This window comes from Streptomyces sp. NPDC091387 (genome assembly GCF_044756945.1).
GTDB lineage: Bacteria > Actinomycetota > Actinomycetes > Streptomycetales > Streptomycetaceae > Streptomyces.
Genome location: NZ_JBIVTZ010000015.1, coordinates 1 through 16,211 on the forward strand (window position 1 = coordinate 1; position 16,211 = coordinate 16,211).

Here is a 16,211-nt window from a genome sequence, read left to right on the forward strand (position 1 = left end):
ACAAGGACGCGGAGGCCCCGATCTTCGACCTCGTCGACTACGGCGTCGTGGGTGACCTCTTCAACGTCGTGCCCCAGCTGACCGACGAGGTCACCGCCCGCAAGGGCTGACCCGCACCCGCACCACGACCCAACGGCCCGGGGCCGCACGGTGAACACACCGTGCGGCCCCGCACCGTTTCCGATCACCATTGACGCAGGCCACGAACCCGGTTCAGGGACCGAAAGCCCTGAGCGTGACGCCGACGAGCGCATCGGCGTACTCGGCGGTCAGCGGGCCCGAGCGGTGCAGCCAGCGCTGGAACAGCGGCGCGTAGAGCACCTCAAGGAGCAGATCGAGGTCGGCGTCGGCGGCCAGCTGGCCGGCCCGTTGCGCACTGCGCAGCCGCTCCTTCTTGGCCTCGTCCACGGGCCCGGCCAGCTTCTCGCGGTACTGCGCGGCAAGGTCGGGATCATTGCTGATCTCGCTGTTGAGCGCCCGGACCGGCTTCTCGAACTCCGGGTCGGCGAACTCGGCGACGGTCGCGCGCATGACCGTCCTGAGGTCGGCCTCGATGTCGCCGGTGTCCGGCAGCGCCGCGCCCTGCCCCTCGGCGCCCTCACTGAGGGCCAGAAAGGCATCGAAGATCACCGCGCCCTTGGAGGGCCACCAGCGGTAGATCGTCTGCTTGCCGACGCCGGCCCGTGCGGCGATGGTCTCGATCGCCACCTTGCCGTACCCGACCTCGGACACCAGCGCACGGGTCGCCTCAAGGATCGCCTGCCGGGAGTGTTCGCTGCGCCGGGAGCGATCCGGCTTCCTGACCTGGGACATGGGCTCAGGCTAACACCAAGGCGAGACGGACCGGTTCGCCTTGACAGGGCCATCGTCGCCGTGCACAGTAAGACGAACCGAGACGCACCGTCTCGTCTCAAACGATGGGATCGTATGACGACCGCGAGAGTCTGGTTCATCACCGGCGCTTCACGAGGCCTGGGCAGGGCGTTCACCGAGGCGGCCCTGGCCGCCGGGGACCGCGTCGTGGCCGCGGCCCGCAACACCGAGCCCCTCGCGGCCCTGGCCGACGCGTACCCGGACGCACTCGTCCCGCTCCCGCTGGACGTCTCCGACCGCCGTGCCGTGTTCGAGGGCGTGGACCGCGCGGCCGCCGCCTTCGGCAGGCTCGACGTCGTGGTCAACAACGCCGGAGGACTGCTCTACGGGATGGTGGAGGAGGCCTCGGAGGAACAGATCCGGGCGCATCTGGACGTCAACCTCTTCGGCGCGGTCTGGGTGGCCCAGGCCGTCCTGCCGCACCTGCGCGCACAGGGCTCCGGCCGCATTCTGCAGGTCACCTCGATGGGCGCCGGCGGCGGCATGGCGTCCGTCGGCTTCTACGGTGCGGGCAAGGCCGCGCTCAGTTCGGTCAGCGAGGCGCTGGCGATGGAGGTCGAGCCGTTCGGCATCAAGGTCACCGTCGTGGAGATGGGCGGCTACGACACCGGCCTGTTCACCCAGGGCACCACGGCGACCGAGGCCCTCCCGCACTACGGCCCCCTGCGCGCCGAACTCGCCGAGATGTGGGGCGAGGAGGCCGGACCGCCCCCGAGCACGGCCGCCCCCGTCATCATGGAACTGGCCGCTCTGCCGGAACCGCCCCGGCGCCTCGTCGTCGGCGGCCGGTCCTACGACCAGGTCCAGGAAATGAACCGGGCCAGGGCCGGGCTCTACCAGGCGTGGGAGGCACTCAGCCGCCAGGCTCCCGGCTGACCGGAGCGGAGCGCGGGCCCGGGTCCCCGCGTCACCGCCCCCTCAGGTGTGGCCCCGGAGGGTCAGCCCAGCAGTTCTTCGACCAGGTCGGCGGCCCTCGCCGTGCCGCCCTCGGCCCGTGCCTCCGCGCGGAGTTGTGCGGAGCGACGCGCGACCGCCGGGTCGTCGACGAGTTCGGTGAGGGCGGTCCGCAGCGCCTCGGCCGTGGCGTCCTCGGTGTCGATGCGGCGCGCGACGCCGAGTTCCACGAGCCGGTCGGCGTTCATGAACTGCTCCGCGCCCTGCGGGACGGCGATCATCGGGACTCCGCTGAACAGCCCTTCGGCACTGCCGCCCATGCCCGCATGGGTCACGAAGGCGTCGGCCTGCTCCAGGATCGCCAACTGGGGCACCCAGGAGTGCACTTCGACATTGGGCGGGATCTCGCCGAGTTCCCGCGGATCCGTGTGCCTGCCGATCTGGAGGACGACGTGCCAGCCGGGCAGCTCGCCGTACGCGGCCAGGCAACGACGGTAGAACGCGGGGCGGTTGGTGTACGCCGACCCCAGTGAGACCAGCAGGACGTTCGCCGCGTCCGCCGGGCGCGTCCAAGGCTGTTCGCCGCCCCGCCCGCCGAAGCACGGGCCGACGAACGTGACCGTGTCCGTGTCGACGTCCTCGATGTGCGGCTGCATCGCCCGCGGGATCAGGGCGAGGGTATGCGCGGGGCGCCCGCAGAACACGTCCATGTCGGTGCTGGACGCAACGCACTCGGCGAGCCACCGGCCGAACCTCGCCCGGTACGCGTCGGCGCCCGGCAGCGCCCACAGGTGCGCCGCCACGTCCTGCTCGTAGCCCCGCCAGCCGACGAGGGTCGGGGACAGCTGCATGAGCGGGCGGTTCTGCGACTCGGCCAACGCACGCGCGGCGTACGCGCCGATGTCGTAGAGGTAGAGGTCAGCGGGGTCGTCGTCGTAGACGGCCCGCAGCTGCGGGAGGGCCTGGACGCCGTCGTCGAGGAAGAGGCTCATCGCGGCGATGGGGTCGTCGGGCCAGTTGTTGTCGGCGACCGGCAGCACGGAGCCGTACGGGACGAACTCGGCACCGGTGGCCTCGATCCGCTCGGCCACCACCGGGTCGTTGGCGTAGGTCACCCGGTGGCCGCGGGCCACCAGCTCACGGATGACCTCAAGGCTCGGCAGGACGTGGCTGACGGCGGGGATGCCGACCATCGCGATGTGTGCGCGGCGACGGGACATGGAGGATCACTCTTTTCAGGTCTACGGCGGAAAGGGCACGGCAGACCGGTGCGTCGGCCACCCCGGCGGAGGTGCCGGGCCGTGGGCGCGCACACGGACATGCCGGACGAGGGCGGGGCGCTGCCCCGTCCGCGTCAGCCGTAGATCTGGAGGAACTTCATGCCGGAGACCGTAGCCCGCGCCCGGATCCCTCCGCACCTGGATTTCGGCGTGTGCCGCCGCACGCCGCTCCGTAGCGGTGTCACACGGGCGGGGCCGCGGCCTCCAGCTCGTCGACGCTGCCCGACATGAGGGTCCGCACGTGCTCGGTGATGTGCTCCGCGGGCCAGTCCCACCAGGCCAGCGCGAGGAGCCGGGCGATGTCACGGTCGCTGTAGCGGGTGCGGATGAGACGGGCCGGGTTGCCGCCGACGATCCCGTAGTCGGGCACGTCCTTGGTGACCACGGAGCCGCTGCCGATGATCGCGCCGTTCCCGATCCGCACCCCGGGCAGCACCGTGGCGCTGTGGCCGAACCAGACGTCGTGGCCGACGACGGTGTCGCCCCGGTTCGGCAGTCCGGCGAGCAGGTCGAAGTGGTCCGCCCAGGATCCGCCCAGGGTCGGGAACGGGAAGGTGGAGGGGCCGTCCATGCGGTGGTTGGCGCCGTTCATGAGGAACCGCACCCCCGTGCCCAGCGCGCAGAACCTGCCGATGACCAGTTTCTCCGGGCCGTAGTGGTAGAGCACGTTGCGCGTCTCGAACGCGGTGGCGTCGTCCGGGTCGTCGTAGTACGAGTACTCCCCCACGTCGATCAGCGGGGACTTCACCAGTGGCCTGAGCTGCACCACCCGCGGCTGGCCGGGCATCGGGTGGAGCACGGTCGGGTCGGCCGGCACTGACATGCGCGATTCCTTACGGGGTGGGAGGGCAGGGACCGGTCCCCATGATCGTGCCGCCGTCCCCCGTCGCGACACCGAATTACGGGCCCGACGGCGGGGCCGTTCCCACACATCCCCCGCTCGCACACCACCCTCCGGGGAAGCGCAACCCTCCAGTTGCACCCGAATCAGTAACGTGCAACTCTGGAGTTGCACCAAATGACAGCGTCCACTGACAGGGACCACCGGCCGGGACTACTGGCCGGGACCACTGACAGGGGCCGCCGACAGCATTCACGAACGGACTCAAGGAGTCATCCCATGAGCGAGGACCGGATCGAACGCGAAACCCTCATCGAGGCGTCCCTTGACCGGGTCTGGTCACTGGTGGCGCAACCCGGGTTCTGGGTGGCCGACAAGGCGAGCCTGCCCGGCACCGTGGCCAGGGAAGGCGAGTCACTGGTGGCGAAGAACTCCGAGCACGGCGATTTCCCGGTACGCGTGGAGAAGGTGGAGCCGCCGACGTATCTGGCGTACCGCTGGACCAGCGCGTTCCCCGGGGAGGAACTGCGCGAGGACAACAGCACCCTGGTGGAGTTCACCCTGACCCCGGAGGGCGAGAAGACGCGGCTGCGCGTCGTCGAGAGCGGGTTCACGGCGCTGGCCGGGTCCGAGGAGCTGCGCAGCCAGAACCTCAAGGACCACACCGAGGGCTGGCCGATGGAGCTCGACGCACTCAAGAAGCGCGCCGAACAGCCTTCCGCGTGACGGAGGAACACCCCGGCGCCGCCGAGGCCGTCGACAGCGTCCTCGGTGCGCTGGCCGACCCGACGCGGCGCAGGCTGCTCGATCTGCTCGCGGCCCAGGGCGAGGCCACCGCGACGTCGCTCGCCGGGCAACTCCCCGTCTCACGCCAGGCGGTGGTCAAGCACCTCACCGTGCTGGACGCCGCCGGGCTGGTCTCCGGGGGCCGGGTGGGCCGCGAGGTGCGGTACTCGGTGCGGCCCGCCGCACTGAACGCGACGGCGCGGTGGATGGCCGGACTGGCCGCCGACTGGGACAGCCGGCTGGCGAACATCAAGCGCGTCGCCGAGGCGGCCGAGCGGGAGTCGCGCTGACACCCGCCCCGCAACAGCACCGCTCCCACCGGGTTGGCGGCCCGGTGGGAGCGACTGCCCCATGCGGCTGCCCGATAGGAGCGGGAAACCGGCGGAGGCCGAAGGTCCGGTCAGGGCTGGATCGGCATGCTCCAGCAGTTGGACGTGGCCGGCCGGCCCGCGAGGCGGTCGGTCAGCCACGCGATCGCGTCGCCCTGGTCGGTGATGAGCGGGACCAGGTGGTTGGTGAGGATCTTGTCGCCGAGGTTCGGCAGGACGATCGCGTCATAGGTGACGTTCGCCCCCTTGGCGCACCAGTCCACCGCCAGTCGGCGGGCCTGAGCGTGGGGAACGATGTCGTCCTGGACGCCGGTCGCCAGGCGCACCGGTCCCGCGGGCTTGAGGTTGCCGATGCGCTGCTTGTCGAGAGCGGCCTGCGCGCGGGGCTCGGCCGCTATGACGTCACCGATGGACTTGCCGCTGTTGGTCCACTTGCTGCTCTTGGCGAAGCCGTAGCCGAGGATCGCGTCGCCGACGCACATGGTCGAGGCGTCCTTGAGCGCGGCCTTGCCCGCGGCGTTGATGTTGGCCTCGACGACGCTCCGGACGTCGGGGTCGGCCTGGGCGAAGCCGTTGATCGACCAGGCCAGTGCGCCGGCGAGGGCGCTGCCGTCGATGCCCTTCATGACCGCGGTGAGATCGGCGGGCGGCGCACCGGAGTACGTGCCGGCCAGTGCGACGTCGGGTGCGTAGGAGGGCTGCAGTTCGGCGGCCGCGGCACTGGCCCCGCCGCCCTGGCTGTATCCGTACAGCCCCGTGCGCGACGCGGGGGTGATGGACGCGCCGGGCACGGCGTGTGCGGCGCGGGCCGCGTCCAGCAGGGCGTGCCCCTCGTCGACGCGGTTGACGTAGGTGTGGAGCCGGTCGGTCGCGCCGAGTCCCACGTAGTCGGTGACGACGACCGCGGTGCCGGTCGAGAGGAGGCGGTAGATCGCCAGGGCCTCGTAACCGACCGACAGCGTCTCGCCGTTCAGGGTCAGCGGGTACTGCAGCGCCATCGAGGGTGCGCACTGGTCGCCCTGGCCCATCGTGCCCGCGGCCACCGCCACCAGCGGACGCGGTCCGCCGCCCTTCCAGGCGGCGGACGGCTCGATGTAGGCACCGGTGACGGCGGCCGGCTGCCCGTTGGAGTCGGTCGACCTGTACATCAGCCGGGTGGCCGTACCGGGCATCGGGCGGCCGTCCAGTCCTGGAATGCCCAGCCCCAGAGGCAGCGGTTCCTGGCGGATCAACGCGCCATTGGCGGAAGGAAGTTCGGTGGGCGGACTGTAGAAGTCGGGGATGGTCACGCCCCGGGACACCACGGGCTCGGCCGCGTCGGCGGCAGTGGCGGGTACGGCGTACGTGACCGCACAGGCCGCGGCCGTCACGGCGACGGCCAACGCGCTGACAGCGCGCGGGCGTTGCGGGCGGCTGGGGAAGGTCGCCGGGCGTACGGCGTTGAAGGTGGAACGCGAACGGGTGCTCTTGCGGCTCACAGCTCACTCCTCGCTCTGCTCCGAATGCAGTTGAGCGCAAGCTAGCAGCGGAACTTACCGAAGGTAACCCGCCGGTAAGTTACGCTGCGGTAACCATTCGCCGGGTCGCGGTCATCGTTCAAGCAGCACACCGCAACGGAGCAGCCTGCGAGGGAAGTTGAACATCGGAGGCAGTTGCTCGGACCCCGGGCGCGCACGTTCCCTATTCTGGGGCGAGCTGATCGCCCGATGCCTTACGCACCCTGGAGTTCACGATGTCCCGACCGGCGAACGACGCCACCTCCCTGCACATCGACACCAGCAAGCCGCATCCCGCGCGGATGTACGACTGGTTCCTCGGCGGCAAGGACAACTACCCGGTGGACGAGGCGATGGGCCGGCAGATGCTCGCACTGGAGCCGGGCATCCCGGTGATGGCGAAGGTGAACCGGGCCTTCATGCACCGCGCCACCCGTTGGCTGTCGGGCCAGGGCATTCGGCAGTTCCTCGACATCGGGACGGGGATACCCACCGCACCCAACCTCCACCAGGTGGCCCAGCAGTCCGCACCCGCCACCCGGGTCGTCTACTGCGACAACGACCCGATCGTGCTGGCCCACGCCGAGGCCCTGCTGAAGGGCAGCCAGGAGGGCGCGATCGACTATGTGCAGGCCGACGCACGCGATGTGGACGCCATCCTCGAACACGCCGGCAAGACGCTGGACTTCAGTGAGCCGGTCGCGCTGTCGATGATCGCGCTTCTGCACTTCGTGAGTGACGAGGACGGCGCCTACGAGCTGATGAACAGGCTGACCGGCGTGCTGGCGCCGGGCAGCCATGTGGTGATCTCGCACCTCACCGCCGACTTCCACCCGGAGAAGGCCCAGAAGGTCGACGAGATGTACAAGGCCAACACGCTCACGCTGGCGCCGCGCAACCGCGCCCAGTTCGCCGCGTTCTTCGACGGACTGGAGATCGTCGAGCCCGGCATCGTGGCCGCGGAGGCGTGGCACCCCGAGCTCGGCGAACCGGTCCCCGGCCAGGAGGACATCATCAGCGCGGGGTACGTGGCGGTGGGCCGTAAGCCGTAGGACCCTCCGACATCACCGGCCGCCGCTCCTTTTCGTGCGACAGGGAACGGCGGCCGGTGAGCCTTCAGGACATATACCAGCCGAACAAGGTCAGTTCAGGCACGGCACGGCGTTCTGCGCGATTCGCGCAGGCATCCGACGCATCGCCACTATTCCTTCACCACAAGGCACTTGCTGTTCACAAGTCTCCATGCCCCCAGTCGGCGGATCATGGCGCAAGAGCGCCCATCCGGAGCCGTCACCATCGCTAATCGGATCTAACCTTTCCGCAACGGCGAACCCGGGAGCGGCGATTCGTCAAGGCAGGGCAAAGTGGGGTACGCGGATATTCCGAATCAATCCCTGACAGTGCGTCAATATGCCTGTGAGCAGGGGTTCAGAGCGCCTTCTTCGCGGCCCGCTGAAGCTTCCACTTGCCCCCGCGAAGTTCACTGTCCGGGCAATTTTGACCGAGCGGGATCGCTTCCAAGTCGCTAGGTGAGCGCAAACTTTCGACGATGTACGCATCGGTAGTTCCGTGCTAAGGCATAGGATCAGGCCGCGCCACTGGAGCCCCGCCCGTCCCGCTTGTCCCATCCGCAACTGTGCACACGATGCACCAGCGTCCCTACCGTCACCCCCACACCCCGTTAACAGGTATCTGCGTGTCACCGATACTCAGCACCGGTTCCGGCGATGGAGCCGCGCAGTGAAAATCAATCGTCGTCTCGTCCTGCTCGTCACCGCACCGCTCACCGTGGCGGTCACCTTCTCGGTTCTGGCACTCGCGCCCGCGACCAACCAGGCCCTCCAGGCCAACCGGCTGACGGAGATGGTCGATGTCGCCGCAGCCGCCGGTGACTTGACTCACCAGCTGCAGCGTGAGCGAGCAGCCGCCACCGCATCGGTCTCCAAACAGGGATCCTCGGACGCGTTCCAGACGAGTTCCAGCGCGACCGACAAGAGCATCGCCACCTTCAACAGCAAGACGGGCCGGCTGTCCGAAGTGCCGGGCAGCGCCCAGGCCTCGCTGGTCCGCATCAAGCGCTTCATGGACCAGCTGCCGGCCCTGCGCGCCCAGGTGCGCTCGGGCAGCAGCACCATCTCCGCCCTCGCCTTCGGCTACCGGATCGTCATCGCCGACCTCAACGGCTACCGCGACGGCATCGCACAGGCCGACGGTGTCGACGCCGACATCGCGGACCGCATCCGCGCCGCCGCCGCCCTGTCCGAGGCCGCGGAGCACACCGCTCAGCAGCAGGTCACGGTCATGAGGGCGCAGGCCGCCGGCGGATTCACGGTCGCCTCGCAGCGCACGTTCGATGCCAGCCGGCTGGGCTACACGGAGTCGACCGGTGCCATGTTCGGCCTCGGCCCCGGCGAGTGGCGGACCTGGCTGGAACGCACCCTCTCCGGCCCCAAAGCACTGGAGGCCCGACGGCTCGAGGACCAGATCGGGCGCACGGGCACCAGCAAAGGCATCGATGTCACCCCACAGGCGTGGCAGAAAGCGTCCGGCGACCGCCAGACGCTGCTGCGCTCGGTGGAGAAGCGGATCGACGCGTCCGTCTACGCCACGGTCTCCAAGGAGCGCACCAAGCTCATATGGACCGCGGGCGCCGAGGTCGCCCTGGTGCTGCTGACCCTGGTGGGCGTCGTCATCGTCGCCGTCCGCCTGGGGCGCGTCATGATCCGGCGGCTGCGCGACCTGCGCAACGCCGCGCACGAGGTCGCCCACACCGGGCTCCCCGCCGTGATGAGCGAACTGTCCCGGCCGGGCGGGCTGAGCGGCTCGACACCCGAGCAGATCGCGGAGCGGTCGGGCAACCCCGTCCGGACCACGGGCGGGGACGAGATCGGCGAGGTCGGTGAGGCGTTCAACGCCGTCCACCACGAAGCCGTCCGACTGGCCGCCCAACAGGCACGCGTGCACGAGCAGTTCGCCGAGACCCTGGTCCGTGTCGCCCGCAGGGGCGCACAGTTGACCAGCGTCATGGTGTCGGAGCTCGACACCGTGCAGCGCGACGAGGCCGACCCCGAGCGCATGCAGACGCTCTTCGCCCTCGACCACCTCGCCATCCGCATGGAGCGCAATACCAACAACCTTCTGGTACTGGGTGGTTACGGCAACGCCCGAGTACGTTCGGCCGACATCGGCTGCTCCACCGTCATCGTGGCGGCAGCCCAGCAGATCGAGCGGTTCGACCGCGTCTCCCTCGGCGTGATCGAGTCGGGAATCGGCATCGCCGCCCGTGCCGTGCACGACGTGGCGCACATCCTGGCGGAACTCCTCGACAACGCGACCCGGTTCTCCCCTCCCGACATGCAGGTCGGGGTCGCCGTGTGGCGGCTGTGGGACCGGGCCGTGGTGCAGATCGTCGACGAGGGAGTGGGGATCACGGCCGAGCGCCGTGCCGTCCACAACGCCGCGCTGCGCGAGCCTCAGGCGGGCATCGGGGACGTACGGTCCATGGGTCTGCACGTGGTGGCACGGCTCTCGGCGCGTCACGGCATCGTTGTCGAGCTGCGCGACTCGTCGGGGCCCGGCACCATCGCCGAGGTCACCCTGCCCGCGAACGTGCTGTCCGAGATGCCGCAGGAGACCGCACCGGCGCAGGGCGCGCCCGGCGGGGACAGCGCGAACAACGGCGGCGACGGTGTCCGCTACGAGGCACCTCGTCCGATCACCGCACTCGGACAGGCCGGCCGCCGGCAGCCGGGCGACGTGGGCGGGCGTCCGGCCCGGCCCGTCGGCGCGGGTATCGGCGTCCGTGCGGGCGGTGCTCCCGCAGCCGCGCCGAAGTCCTCTCGCCCAGGCAACGGCGGCACCGACGGGCGCGGCGGCTCGTACGGCACGGGTTCCGGCACGGACGGGCGCGGCGGCTCCCACGGCGCGGGTTCCGGCTCCGACGCGCGCGAGCGCGCGACCACACCGGCTCCGCACCCCGTGCACGACGAGCCCGCCTCGCGCATCGCCGGAGTGAGTTCCTCCGGTCTGCCCCTGCGGCAGCGCAACACGCCCCAGCAGTGGCCCACCCTGGGCAAACGGGGCGGCACCGATCAGCGGTCCGGCGCCGCCGCACCGCGGCCGTCGCCCCGCCGCCGGGACTCCCGGCAGGTTTCCGACGTCCTCGCGGCCTACGCCCAGGGGATCAACCGGAGCACGAGCCCCCGCGGGCGTTCCGCCACCGACGACGACACCGAACGGACCAAGAAATGACCTCACCCACCGACCTGAGCTGGATCCTGAGCGACTTCGCCGGACGCATTCCGGAAGTCACCCAGGCGATAGCCGTGTCCGTGGACGGACTCGCGCTGGCATACACCGGTGTGGAGCGTGACGACGCCGACCGGCTGGCGGCCATCGCCTCCGGCGTCGTCAACCTGCTCTCCGCCGCGGCGCAGTTGACGAACACCGACCCCGTCGAGCACAGCCTCACCGCGATGGAGGGCGGCTACATGTTCTCGATGGCCGTCTCCAGCGGCGCCTCGCTCCTGGTGACCACCACCAGGGACGCGGACATCGGCGAGGTCAGCTACATGATGTCCGAACTGATCAACCAGGTCGGTGACTCGCTGTCTCCCCACATCCGGACCCCGAGCAGCTCACCCATGCGCTGACCGTCGGCGGTTCCCCCACCGCCGCACCCGGCCCGTCCGCCGCCCCCCTCGGCGGCCGGGTCAGCCCGTTCCACCCCTTCCTCCCGATGAGAGCCCTCATGTTCTTCGACATATCCCTTTCACGTCACCGCAGATTCCGGCCGCTGACGGCCGCCGCCCTCGCCCTCGGTCTGGCAGCCGTCAGCGGGTGCAGCAGCGACAGCGGCGACGGGGACAACACCGTGAAGGTCGGCCTGGTGGCCTCCCTGTCCGGCACCTACAAGCCGGTCGGCACGGACCTGCGAGCCGGCTTCGAGCTGTACCTGAAGACGCACGGCAACAAGCTGGGCGGGCGCAAGGTCGAGCTCATCGTGGCCGACGAGGGCGACGGTCCCCCGACCGCCGTTCCCGCCGCCACCAAGCTGGTCAAGAAGGACAAGGTCGACGTGCTGACGGGCCTCGTCAGCGGGGGCTCGGTCGCCGCGGTGATGCCGCTGGTCAGCAAGGCCAAGATCCCGTTCCTGGGGTCGAACGCCCGGCCGCCCGTCAAGGACCTCGAGTACGTCTGGACGACGAGCTTCATGTCCGACGAGCCCGGCAAGGCCATCGCCCCGTACGTCAAGGAGAAGGTGAACGGACCGGTCTACGCGATCGGCCCGGACTACCAGGGCGGGTACGACGAACTCCGCGGCTTCACCGACGAGTTCAAGCGGATCAAGGGCAAGCTCGCGAACCCCGACGGCAAGACCACCTGGACGCCGTTCCCGCAGACCACGAACTTCATGCCGTACTTCGCGGACATCGCCAAGACGGACGCCAAAGCGGTGTACTGCTTCTACGCCGGCAAGGCCGCGATCGACTTCGCCAAGCAGTACGCGCAGTCCGACGTCGCCGATCTGCCGCTGTACACGGCGTTCGTCACCGAGGGCAGCGTGCTGCAGGCCCAGGGCAACGCGGCGAAGGACATCTACTCCGTCCTGAACTACGCGCCCGACCTCGACAACGCTGCCAACCGCAAGTTCGCCGCCGACTGGACGGCCGAGTACGACACACAGCCGACCACGTACGCGATGTCGTCCTACGACGCGGCCGGTGTGCTGGACAAGGCCATCGCCGACGCCGCGAAGGACGGTGACGTGACGTCGGAGACCATCAACAAGGCCATCGCCGGCCTGGGGCAGATCGACAGTCCGCGCGGCGCCTGGGAGTTCGGCGAGAAGGCGCACTCTCCGGTGCAGACCTGGTACCTGCGTCAGGTGCGGCCGGACGGCAACCAGCTCGCCAACGTCATGGTCCAGGACCTGGCGACACTCGGCGGCTGACATGGAGCTTCTTGATGCCCACCTCATGCCGGCGGTGGACGGGGTGGCCTACGGGCTGCTGCTGTTCGTGGTCGCCGCCGGCCTGAGTCTCGCGTTCGGCACCGCCGGCGTGCTGAACCTCTCGCACGGCACGCTGTACGCGATCGGCGCCTACACGGGCGCCGAGCTGAGTGACGGAACCTGGGGCGGCCTCGTCCTCGGACTGGCCGCCGGAACCGCGGCGGCGGCCCTCGCCGGGGCGGGGCTGTCCGCCGCGACGATTCCGCTCGCCCGGCGTGGGCATCTCGCTCAGGCACTGCTGACCTTCGGCATCGCCCTGGTCGGCGGTGATCTGCTCATCCAGCTCTTCGGGGCGGACGAGCTCCCGGTACGCGTCCCCGAGGTGCTCGACACCTCGGTGCGGCTGCTGGGCCACCGCTATCCCGCCTACCGGCTCTGCTTCATCGTGATGGCCGTGCTGCTGGCGGTGTCCGGTACGTGGGTGCTGACCCGGACCCGTGTGGGGGCGGCGGTACGGGCCTCCGCCGACGATCCGCAGATGCTCGCGGCCACCGGCCACAGCCCCCGGGCGGTGCACACCGGCGTCCTCGCCGCGGCGGGGGCGCTGGCCGGTGCCGCGGGGGTGCTCGGGGCGCCGATCATCGGCCCCGGGCCCGGCACGTCGGAGAACGTGCTCATGCTCTCCCTCGTGGTGGTCGTCCTCGGCGGGCTGCGCTCGCTGTGGGCGACCTTCTTCGCGGCGATCGCCGTGGGCGAGGTCCAGACGCTGGGCGTCTCGGTGCTGCCGGAACTGGCGCCGTACCTGCTCTTCGCCGCGATGGCGGCGGTGCTGGTGTTCCGCTCCCGCTTCGCGGAACCGGCGACGGTCCACGGCCCGCAGGACCCGGACCCGGTGGCCCGGCTCCGCCGCTTCCTCGCCGCACGGCTGGGGACGCGCCGGGCCGCCGCCGCGCCCGTGCCCGTGCGGGAGACGGCGGGCGGTACGGAGAGCGGTACGGGCGACGCGAAGTCCCCGGCCGGTCCCGGCGGGACCAGGGAGTACGGCGGGACCGGCAGGCTCGGCCGGTTCGTGCGCGGGGCCGCGTGGCGGCAGGCCGCTCCCCTGCTCATACTGCTCGTCCTGCTGATCGCGTTGCCGGGGATGCTCGACTCGTACAGCATCTCGCTGGCCGGCTCCGCCCTGGCGCTGGGGCTCCTCGCGGTCAGTGTCACCATCCTCACCGGCTACGCCGGGCTGCCCACGCTCGGGCAGACCGCGCCGTTCGCCGTGGGCGCGTACGCCACCGCGAATCTCGCGGACGCCGGGTGGACGGTGGGGCCGGTGCAGATCGTGCTGTCGGCGCTCGCCGCGGCGGTGTTCTCTGCGGTGACGGGACCCGCCGTGATCCGGGCGCGCGGCACCACCGTGCTGATGATCACGCTCGCCGTCGGTGAGCTGACCAGCGCGGTCATCAACCAGTTCAAGTCCGTCACCGGAGGCGCCGACGGTCTCGTCGGCTTCCCCTCCACCCAGGCGCTGTGGGGCGGTGAGGGGATGACCGAGGAGAGCGATCTCTACAACTACGCGCTCGTCGTCGCCGTCGTCGCCGTCGCCGTGACCCTGCTGGTGCTGCGCTCCCCGGCCGGGAAGCTGCTGACCGGTACCCGGGGCGCCGAGGCGCGGATGCGTGCCTCGGGGCACCCCGTGGGCCGCTATCTGCTGGTGGCCCACGTCTGTGCCGGTGCGCTGGCCGGCGTCGGCGGCTCGCTGATGGTGAGCGTCCAGCAGTACCTCTCCCCCGCCGACGTCGGCTTCGAGATCGCCGCGTTCGCGCTGCTGGCGGTCGTCATCGGCGGCACGACGTCCGTGATCGGCGCTCTGCTGGGGGCCGGACTCATCGTCTTCACCCGGGACTGGGTCGCCGGTTCGTGGCCCGGCCACGGGCCGCTGCTGCTGGGGGCGCTGTTCATCGCCGCCGTGTACCTGCTGCCCCGCGGCCTGGCCGGCCTGCTCGGCGGACCCGGCCGGAGCGGACGCGCGCCGGACGGACCGCGCACGTCCGCCTCCACCCCGTCCGCCCCGCCCACCGCCGGGAAGGTCTCCCCATGACGCCCGCGACGACCGCCGCACCACCGTCCCCGGTGCTGGATCTCGCCCATCTCACCCGCAGGTACGGCAGCCTCACCGCCGTCGACGACGTGAGCCTGCGGCTCCCCGCAGGGGCCAGGCACGCCGTCATCGGACCCAACGGCGCCGGCAAGACCACTCTGCTCAACCTCATCGCGGGCACCGACCGGGCCGACCACGGCACCATCGCCCTGAACGGCACGGACATCACCCGGACGGCCACCGCCAGACGCAGCCGTCTCGGCATCGCCCGCAGCTTCCAGCAGCCGGCCGTGATCTCCGAACTGACGGTGCTGGACAACGTCGTGCTGGCCGGCTGGCCGCACCACCCCAAGCGCCGCGGAGCCTGGCGCAGCCCGTCCCGCTACCGGCTGCACACCGAGTCCGCGGGCCGGCATCTGGAGACCGTCGGCCTCGCGGACCTCGCCCACCGGCCGGCCTCCACGCTCTCCCACGGGCAGCGCCGCATGCTCGACCTCGCCGCCGCGCTGGCGGGCGACCCGCGCCTGCTGCTCCTGGACGAGCCGGCGGCGGGCCTGACCGACGGTGACATCGGCCGGCTGCTCGGCATCCTGGGCGGTCTGCCGGACAGCGTCGCGATCATCCTGGTCGAGCACCATGTCGAGGTCGTCGCCCAACTCGCCACCTCGGTCACCGTGCTGGCGGCCGGACGGGTCCTGGTCACGGGACCGACGCGGGAGGCGCTCGCCCACCCGGAGGTCCGCGACGCCTACCACACCACCGGCACGACGGCGGACCGGGCACGGGACGACGACGCGGACACCGTGGCCGCGGAGCCCGCCACGCGCGTCGCCGGTCCGTCCACCACCGACGCGAGAGGATGACCCGGCCCACGATGCTCGAACTCACCGGCCTGACCGCGGGCTACCACGGCGGCACCGTCCTGCACGGTGTCGACCTGTCGCTGCCCGCCGGCACGGTCCACGCCGTCGTCGGCCACAACGGCGCGGGCAAGACCACCCTCGTCCACACCGTCGCCGGACTGATGCGTCCCGGGGCGGGCACCGTCCGGCTCGACGGCCGGGACGTGACGGGCCGGCCCGCCCACCGGATGGCCCGCGCCGGGATCGGCCTCGTTCCGCAGGGCCGCCGGGTCTTCGCCGGCCTCACCGTCGCCGAGCACCTGCGGCTGTCCTACCGTCCGCCGCGCCGGGGCGACACCACGCGCCCGAGCGTGTGGACGCCCGCGCGGGTCCTGGAGCTGCTGCCCCGGCTGGGCGAGCGCCGGGGCAACCGGGGAGCGGATCTGTCCGGCGGCGAGCAGCAGATGCTGGCCCTGGCCCGCGCGCTGCTCGGCTCACCGAGCGTGCTGCTGCTCGACGAGCCGACCGAGGGCCTCGCGCCCGCCCTGGTCCGGCAGGTCCACGAGCTGGTCACCACGCTGGCCGACGAGGGCATCGCCGTACTGCTGGTGTCACCCAGCCCGGCCCAGGCCGCCGAGTGCGCCGACACGCTCACGGTCCTCACCTCGGGACGGACCACGCTCCGTCTGGACGGCGCGGACGCCCGCGCCGATTCCGGCGCCCTGCATGCCGCGCTCGAACTCGCGCCGACGGCCCCCTGAGGGCCGGTGCGGGCGCACTCGGGGGCGGTGACCGGCGTCCGGTCACCGCCCCCGGGTGCGCTCCGGC

At 71.2% G+C, this 16,211-nt stretch carries 14 protein-coding genes and 1 pseudogene; 11 read left to right on the plus strand and 4 right to left on the minus strand.

The annotated features are described in order from the left end of the window. A pseudogene (locus ACIQM0_RS28320) lies at positions 1-110 on the plus strand (electron transfer flavoprotein subunit alpha/FixB family protein); the annotation flags it as partial. A 103-nt stretch (positions 111-213) separates the two neighbouring features. Here the strand turns inward: ACIQM0_RS28320 and ACIQM0_RS28325 are convergent. Continuing rightward, the gene (locus ACIQM0_RS28325; protein ID WP_401291868.1) at positions 214-813 is read right to left on the minus strand and encodes a TetR/AcrR family transcriptional regulator; all 600 of its coding nucleotides are present in this window, start codon (positions 811-813) and stop codon (positions 214-216) included. Positions 814-927: 114 nt separating this feature from the next. Here ACIQM0_RS28325 and ACIQM0_RS28330 point away from each other — a divergent pair, with 114 nt between their 5' ends. Beyond that, the gene (locus ACIQM0_RS28330; protein WP_401291870.1) at positions 928-1,749 is read left to right on the plus strand and encodes an SDR family NAD(P)-dependent oxidoreductase; all 822 of its coding nucleotides are present in this window, start codon (positions 928-930) and stop codon (positions 1,747-1,749) included. A 62-nt stretch (positions 1,750-1,811) separates the two neighbouring features. On the opposite strand, the gene ACIQM0_RS28335 is transcribed toward ACIQM0_RS28330, so the two are convergent. Together ACIQM0_RS28335 and ACIQM0_RS28340 are read right to left on the minus strand one after the other, a co-directional pair. After that, the gene (locus tag ACIQM0_RS28335) at positions 1,812-2,987 is read right to left on the minus strand and encodes a macrolide family glycosyltransferase (protein ID WP_401291873.1); all 1,176 of its coding nucleotides are present in this window, start codon (positions 2,985-2,987) and stop codon (positions 1,812-1,814) included. 241 nt (positions 2,988-3,228) lie between these two features. Continuing rightward, the gene (locus ACIQM0_RS28340; RefSeq protein WP_401291875.1) at positions 3,229-3,870 is read right to left on the minus strand and encodes a CatB-related O-acetyltransferase; all 642 of its coding nucleotides are present in this window, start codon (positions 3,868-3,870) and stop codon (positions 3,229-3,231) included. 297 nt (positions 3,871-4,167) lie between these two features. Here ACIQM0_RS28340 and ACIQM0_RS28345 point away from each other — a divergent pair, with 297 nt between their 5' ends. Next, a complete protein-coding gene (locus tag ACIQM0_RS28345; RefSeq protein ID WP_401291877.1) occupies positions 4,168-4,614 on the plus strand; it encodes an SRPBCC domain-containing protein in 447 nt (148 codons plus the stop codon). Further along, positions 4,611-4,964, plus strand: coding sequence for an ArsR/SmtB family transcription factor (locus ACIQM0_RS28350; RefSeq protein ID WP_401291880.1), 354 nt, complete (start codon positions 4,611-4,613; stop codon positions 4,962-4,964). The genes ACIQM0_RS28345 and ACIQM0_RS28350 overlap by 4 nt, the downstream gene beginning before the upstream one ends. A 110-nt stretch (positions 4,965-5,074) precedes the next feature. On the opposite strand, the gene ACIQM0_RS28355 is transcribed toward ACIQM0_RS28350, so the two are convergent. After that, the gene (locus ACIQM0_RS28355) at positions 5,075-6,481 is read right to left on the minus strand and encodes a lipase family protein (protein WP_401291883.1); all 1,407 of its coding nucleotides are present in this window, start codon (positions 6,479-6,481) and stop codon (positions 5,075-5,077) included. Between the two features lie 254 nt (positions 6,482-6,735). Between ACIQM0_RS28355 and ACIQM0_RS28360 the strand changes: the two genes are divergently transcribed. The 7 genes from ACIQM0_RS28360 to ACIQM0_RS28390 all read left to right on the plus strand — a co-directional run bounded on the left by ACIQM0_RS28360 (position 6,736) and on the right by ACIQM0_RS28390 (position 16,144). Further along, positions 6,736-7,551, plus strand: coding sequence for an SAM-dependent methyltransferase (locus ACIQM0_RS28360; RefSeq protein WP_401291885.1), 816 nt, complete (start codon positions 6,736-6,738; stop codon positions 7,549-7,551). A gap of 688 nt (positions 7,552-8,239) precedes the next feature. Continuing rightward, complete coding sequence (locus tag ACIQM0_RS28365) at positions 8,240-10,750, plus strand: nitrate- and nitrite sensing domain-containing protein (RefSeq protein WP_401291887.1); 2,511 nt, start codon at positions 8,240-8,242, stop codon at positions 10,748-10,750. Next, positions 10,747-11,151 (plus strand): roadblock/LC7 domain-containing protein, encoded by a 405-nt coding sequence (locus tag ACIQM0_RS28370; RefSeq protein ID WP_385041548.1) that lies wholly within the window; start codon positions 10,747-10,749, stop codon positions 11,149-11,151. Before ACIQM0_RS28365 ends, ACIQM0_RS28370 begins: the two co-directional genes overlap by 4 nt. A gap of 98 nt (positions 11,152-11,249) precedes the next feature. Further along, positions 11,250-12,452 carry an ABC transporter substrate-binding protein gene (locus tag ACIQM0_RS28375; RefSeq protein WP_363030949.1) on the plus strand — a complete coding sequence of 401 codons (1,203 nt, stop codon included), beginning with the start codon at positions 11,250-11,252 and terminating at the stop codon, positions 12,450-12,452. A 1-nt stretch (position 12,453) separates the two neighbouring features. Further along, on the plus strand, positions 12,454-14,541 hold the full coding sequence (locus ACIQM0_RS28380) for a branched-chain amino acid ABC transporter permease (RefSeq protein ID WP_401291891.1): 2,088 nt from the start codon (positions 12,454-12,456) through the stop codon (positions 14,539-14,541). Then, positions 14,538-15,404 (plus strand): ABC transporter ATP-binding protein, encoded by an 867-nt coding sequence (locus tag ACIQM0_RS28385; protein ID WP_401291894.1) that lies wholly within the window; start codon positions 14,538-14,540, stop codon positions 15,402-15,404. The genes ACIQM0_RS28380 and ACIQM0_RS28385 overlap by 4 nt, the downstream gene beginning before the upstream one ends. Before the next feature lie 11 nt (positions 15,405-15,415). Next, the gene (locus ACIQM0_RS28390) at positions 15,416-16,144 is read left to right on the plus strand and encodes an ABC transporter ATP-binding protein (protein ID WP_401291897.1); all 729 of its coding nucleotides are present in this window, start codon (positions 15,416-15,418) and stop codon (positions 16,142-16,144) included. The last annotated feature ends 67 nt before the right edge of the window (positions 16,145-16,211 follow it).

Excerpts from the sequence above, each read along its gene's own strand:
- ACIQM0_RS28325 (WP_401291868.1), bottom strand. The coding sequence starts at position 813 with ATGTCCCAGGTCAGGAAGCCGGATCGCTCCCGGCGCAGCGAACACTCC.
- ACIQM0_RS28330 (WP_401291870.1), top strand. The coding sequence starts at position 928 with ATGACGACCGCGAGAGTCTGGTTCATCACCGGCGCTTCACGAGGCCTG.
- ACIQM0_RS28335 (WP_401291873.1), bottom strand. The coding sequence starts at position 2,987 with ATGTCCCGTCGCCGCGCACACATCGCGATGGTCGGCATCCCCGCCGTC.
- ACIQM0_RS28340 (WP_401291875.1), bottom strand. The coding sequence starts at position 3,870 with ATGTCAGTGCCGGCCGACCCGACCGTGCTCCACCCGATGCCCGGCCAG.
- ACIQM0_RS28345 (WP_401291877.1), top strand. The coding sequence starts at position 4,168 with ATGAGCGAGGACCGGATCGAACGCGAAACCCTCATCGAGGCGTCCCTT.
- ACIQM0_RS28360 (WP_401291885.1), top strand. The coding sequence starts at position 6,736 with ATGTCCCGACCGGCGAACGACGCCACCTCCCTGCACATCGACACCAGC.
- ACIQM0_RS28370 (WP_385041548.1), top strand. The coding sequence starts at position 10,747 with ATGACCTCACCCACCGACCTGAGCTGGATCCTGAGCGACTTCGCCGGA.
- ACIQM0_RS28375 (WP_363030949.1), top strand. The coding sequence starts at position 11,250 with ATGTTCTTCGACATATCCCTTTCACGTCACCGCAGATTCCGGCCGCTG.
- ACIQM0_RS28380 (WP_401291891.1), top strand. The coding sequence starts at position 12,454 with ATGGAGCTTCTTGATGCCCACCTCATGCCGGCGGTGGACGGGGTGGCC.
- ACIQM0_RS28385 (WP_401291894.1), top strand. The coding sequence starts at position 14,538 with ATGACGCCCGCGACGACCGCCGCACCACCGTCCCCGGTGCTGGATCTC.
- ACIQM0_RS28390 (WP_401291897.1), top strand. The coding sequence starts at position 15,416 with ATGCTCGAACTCACCGGCCTGACCGCGGGCTACCACGGCGGCACCGTC.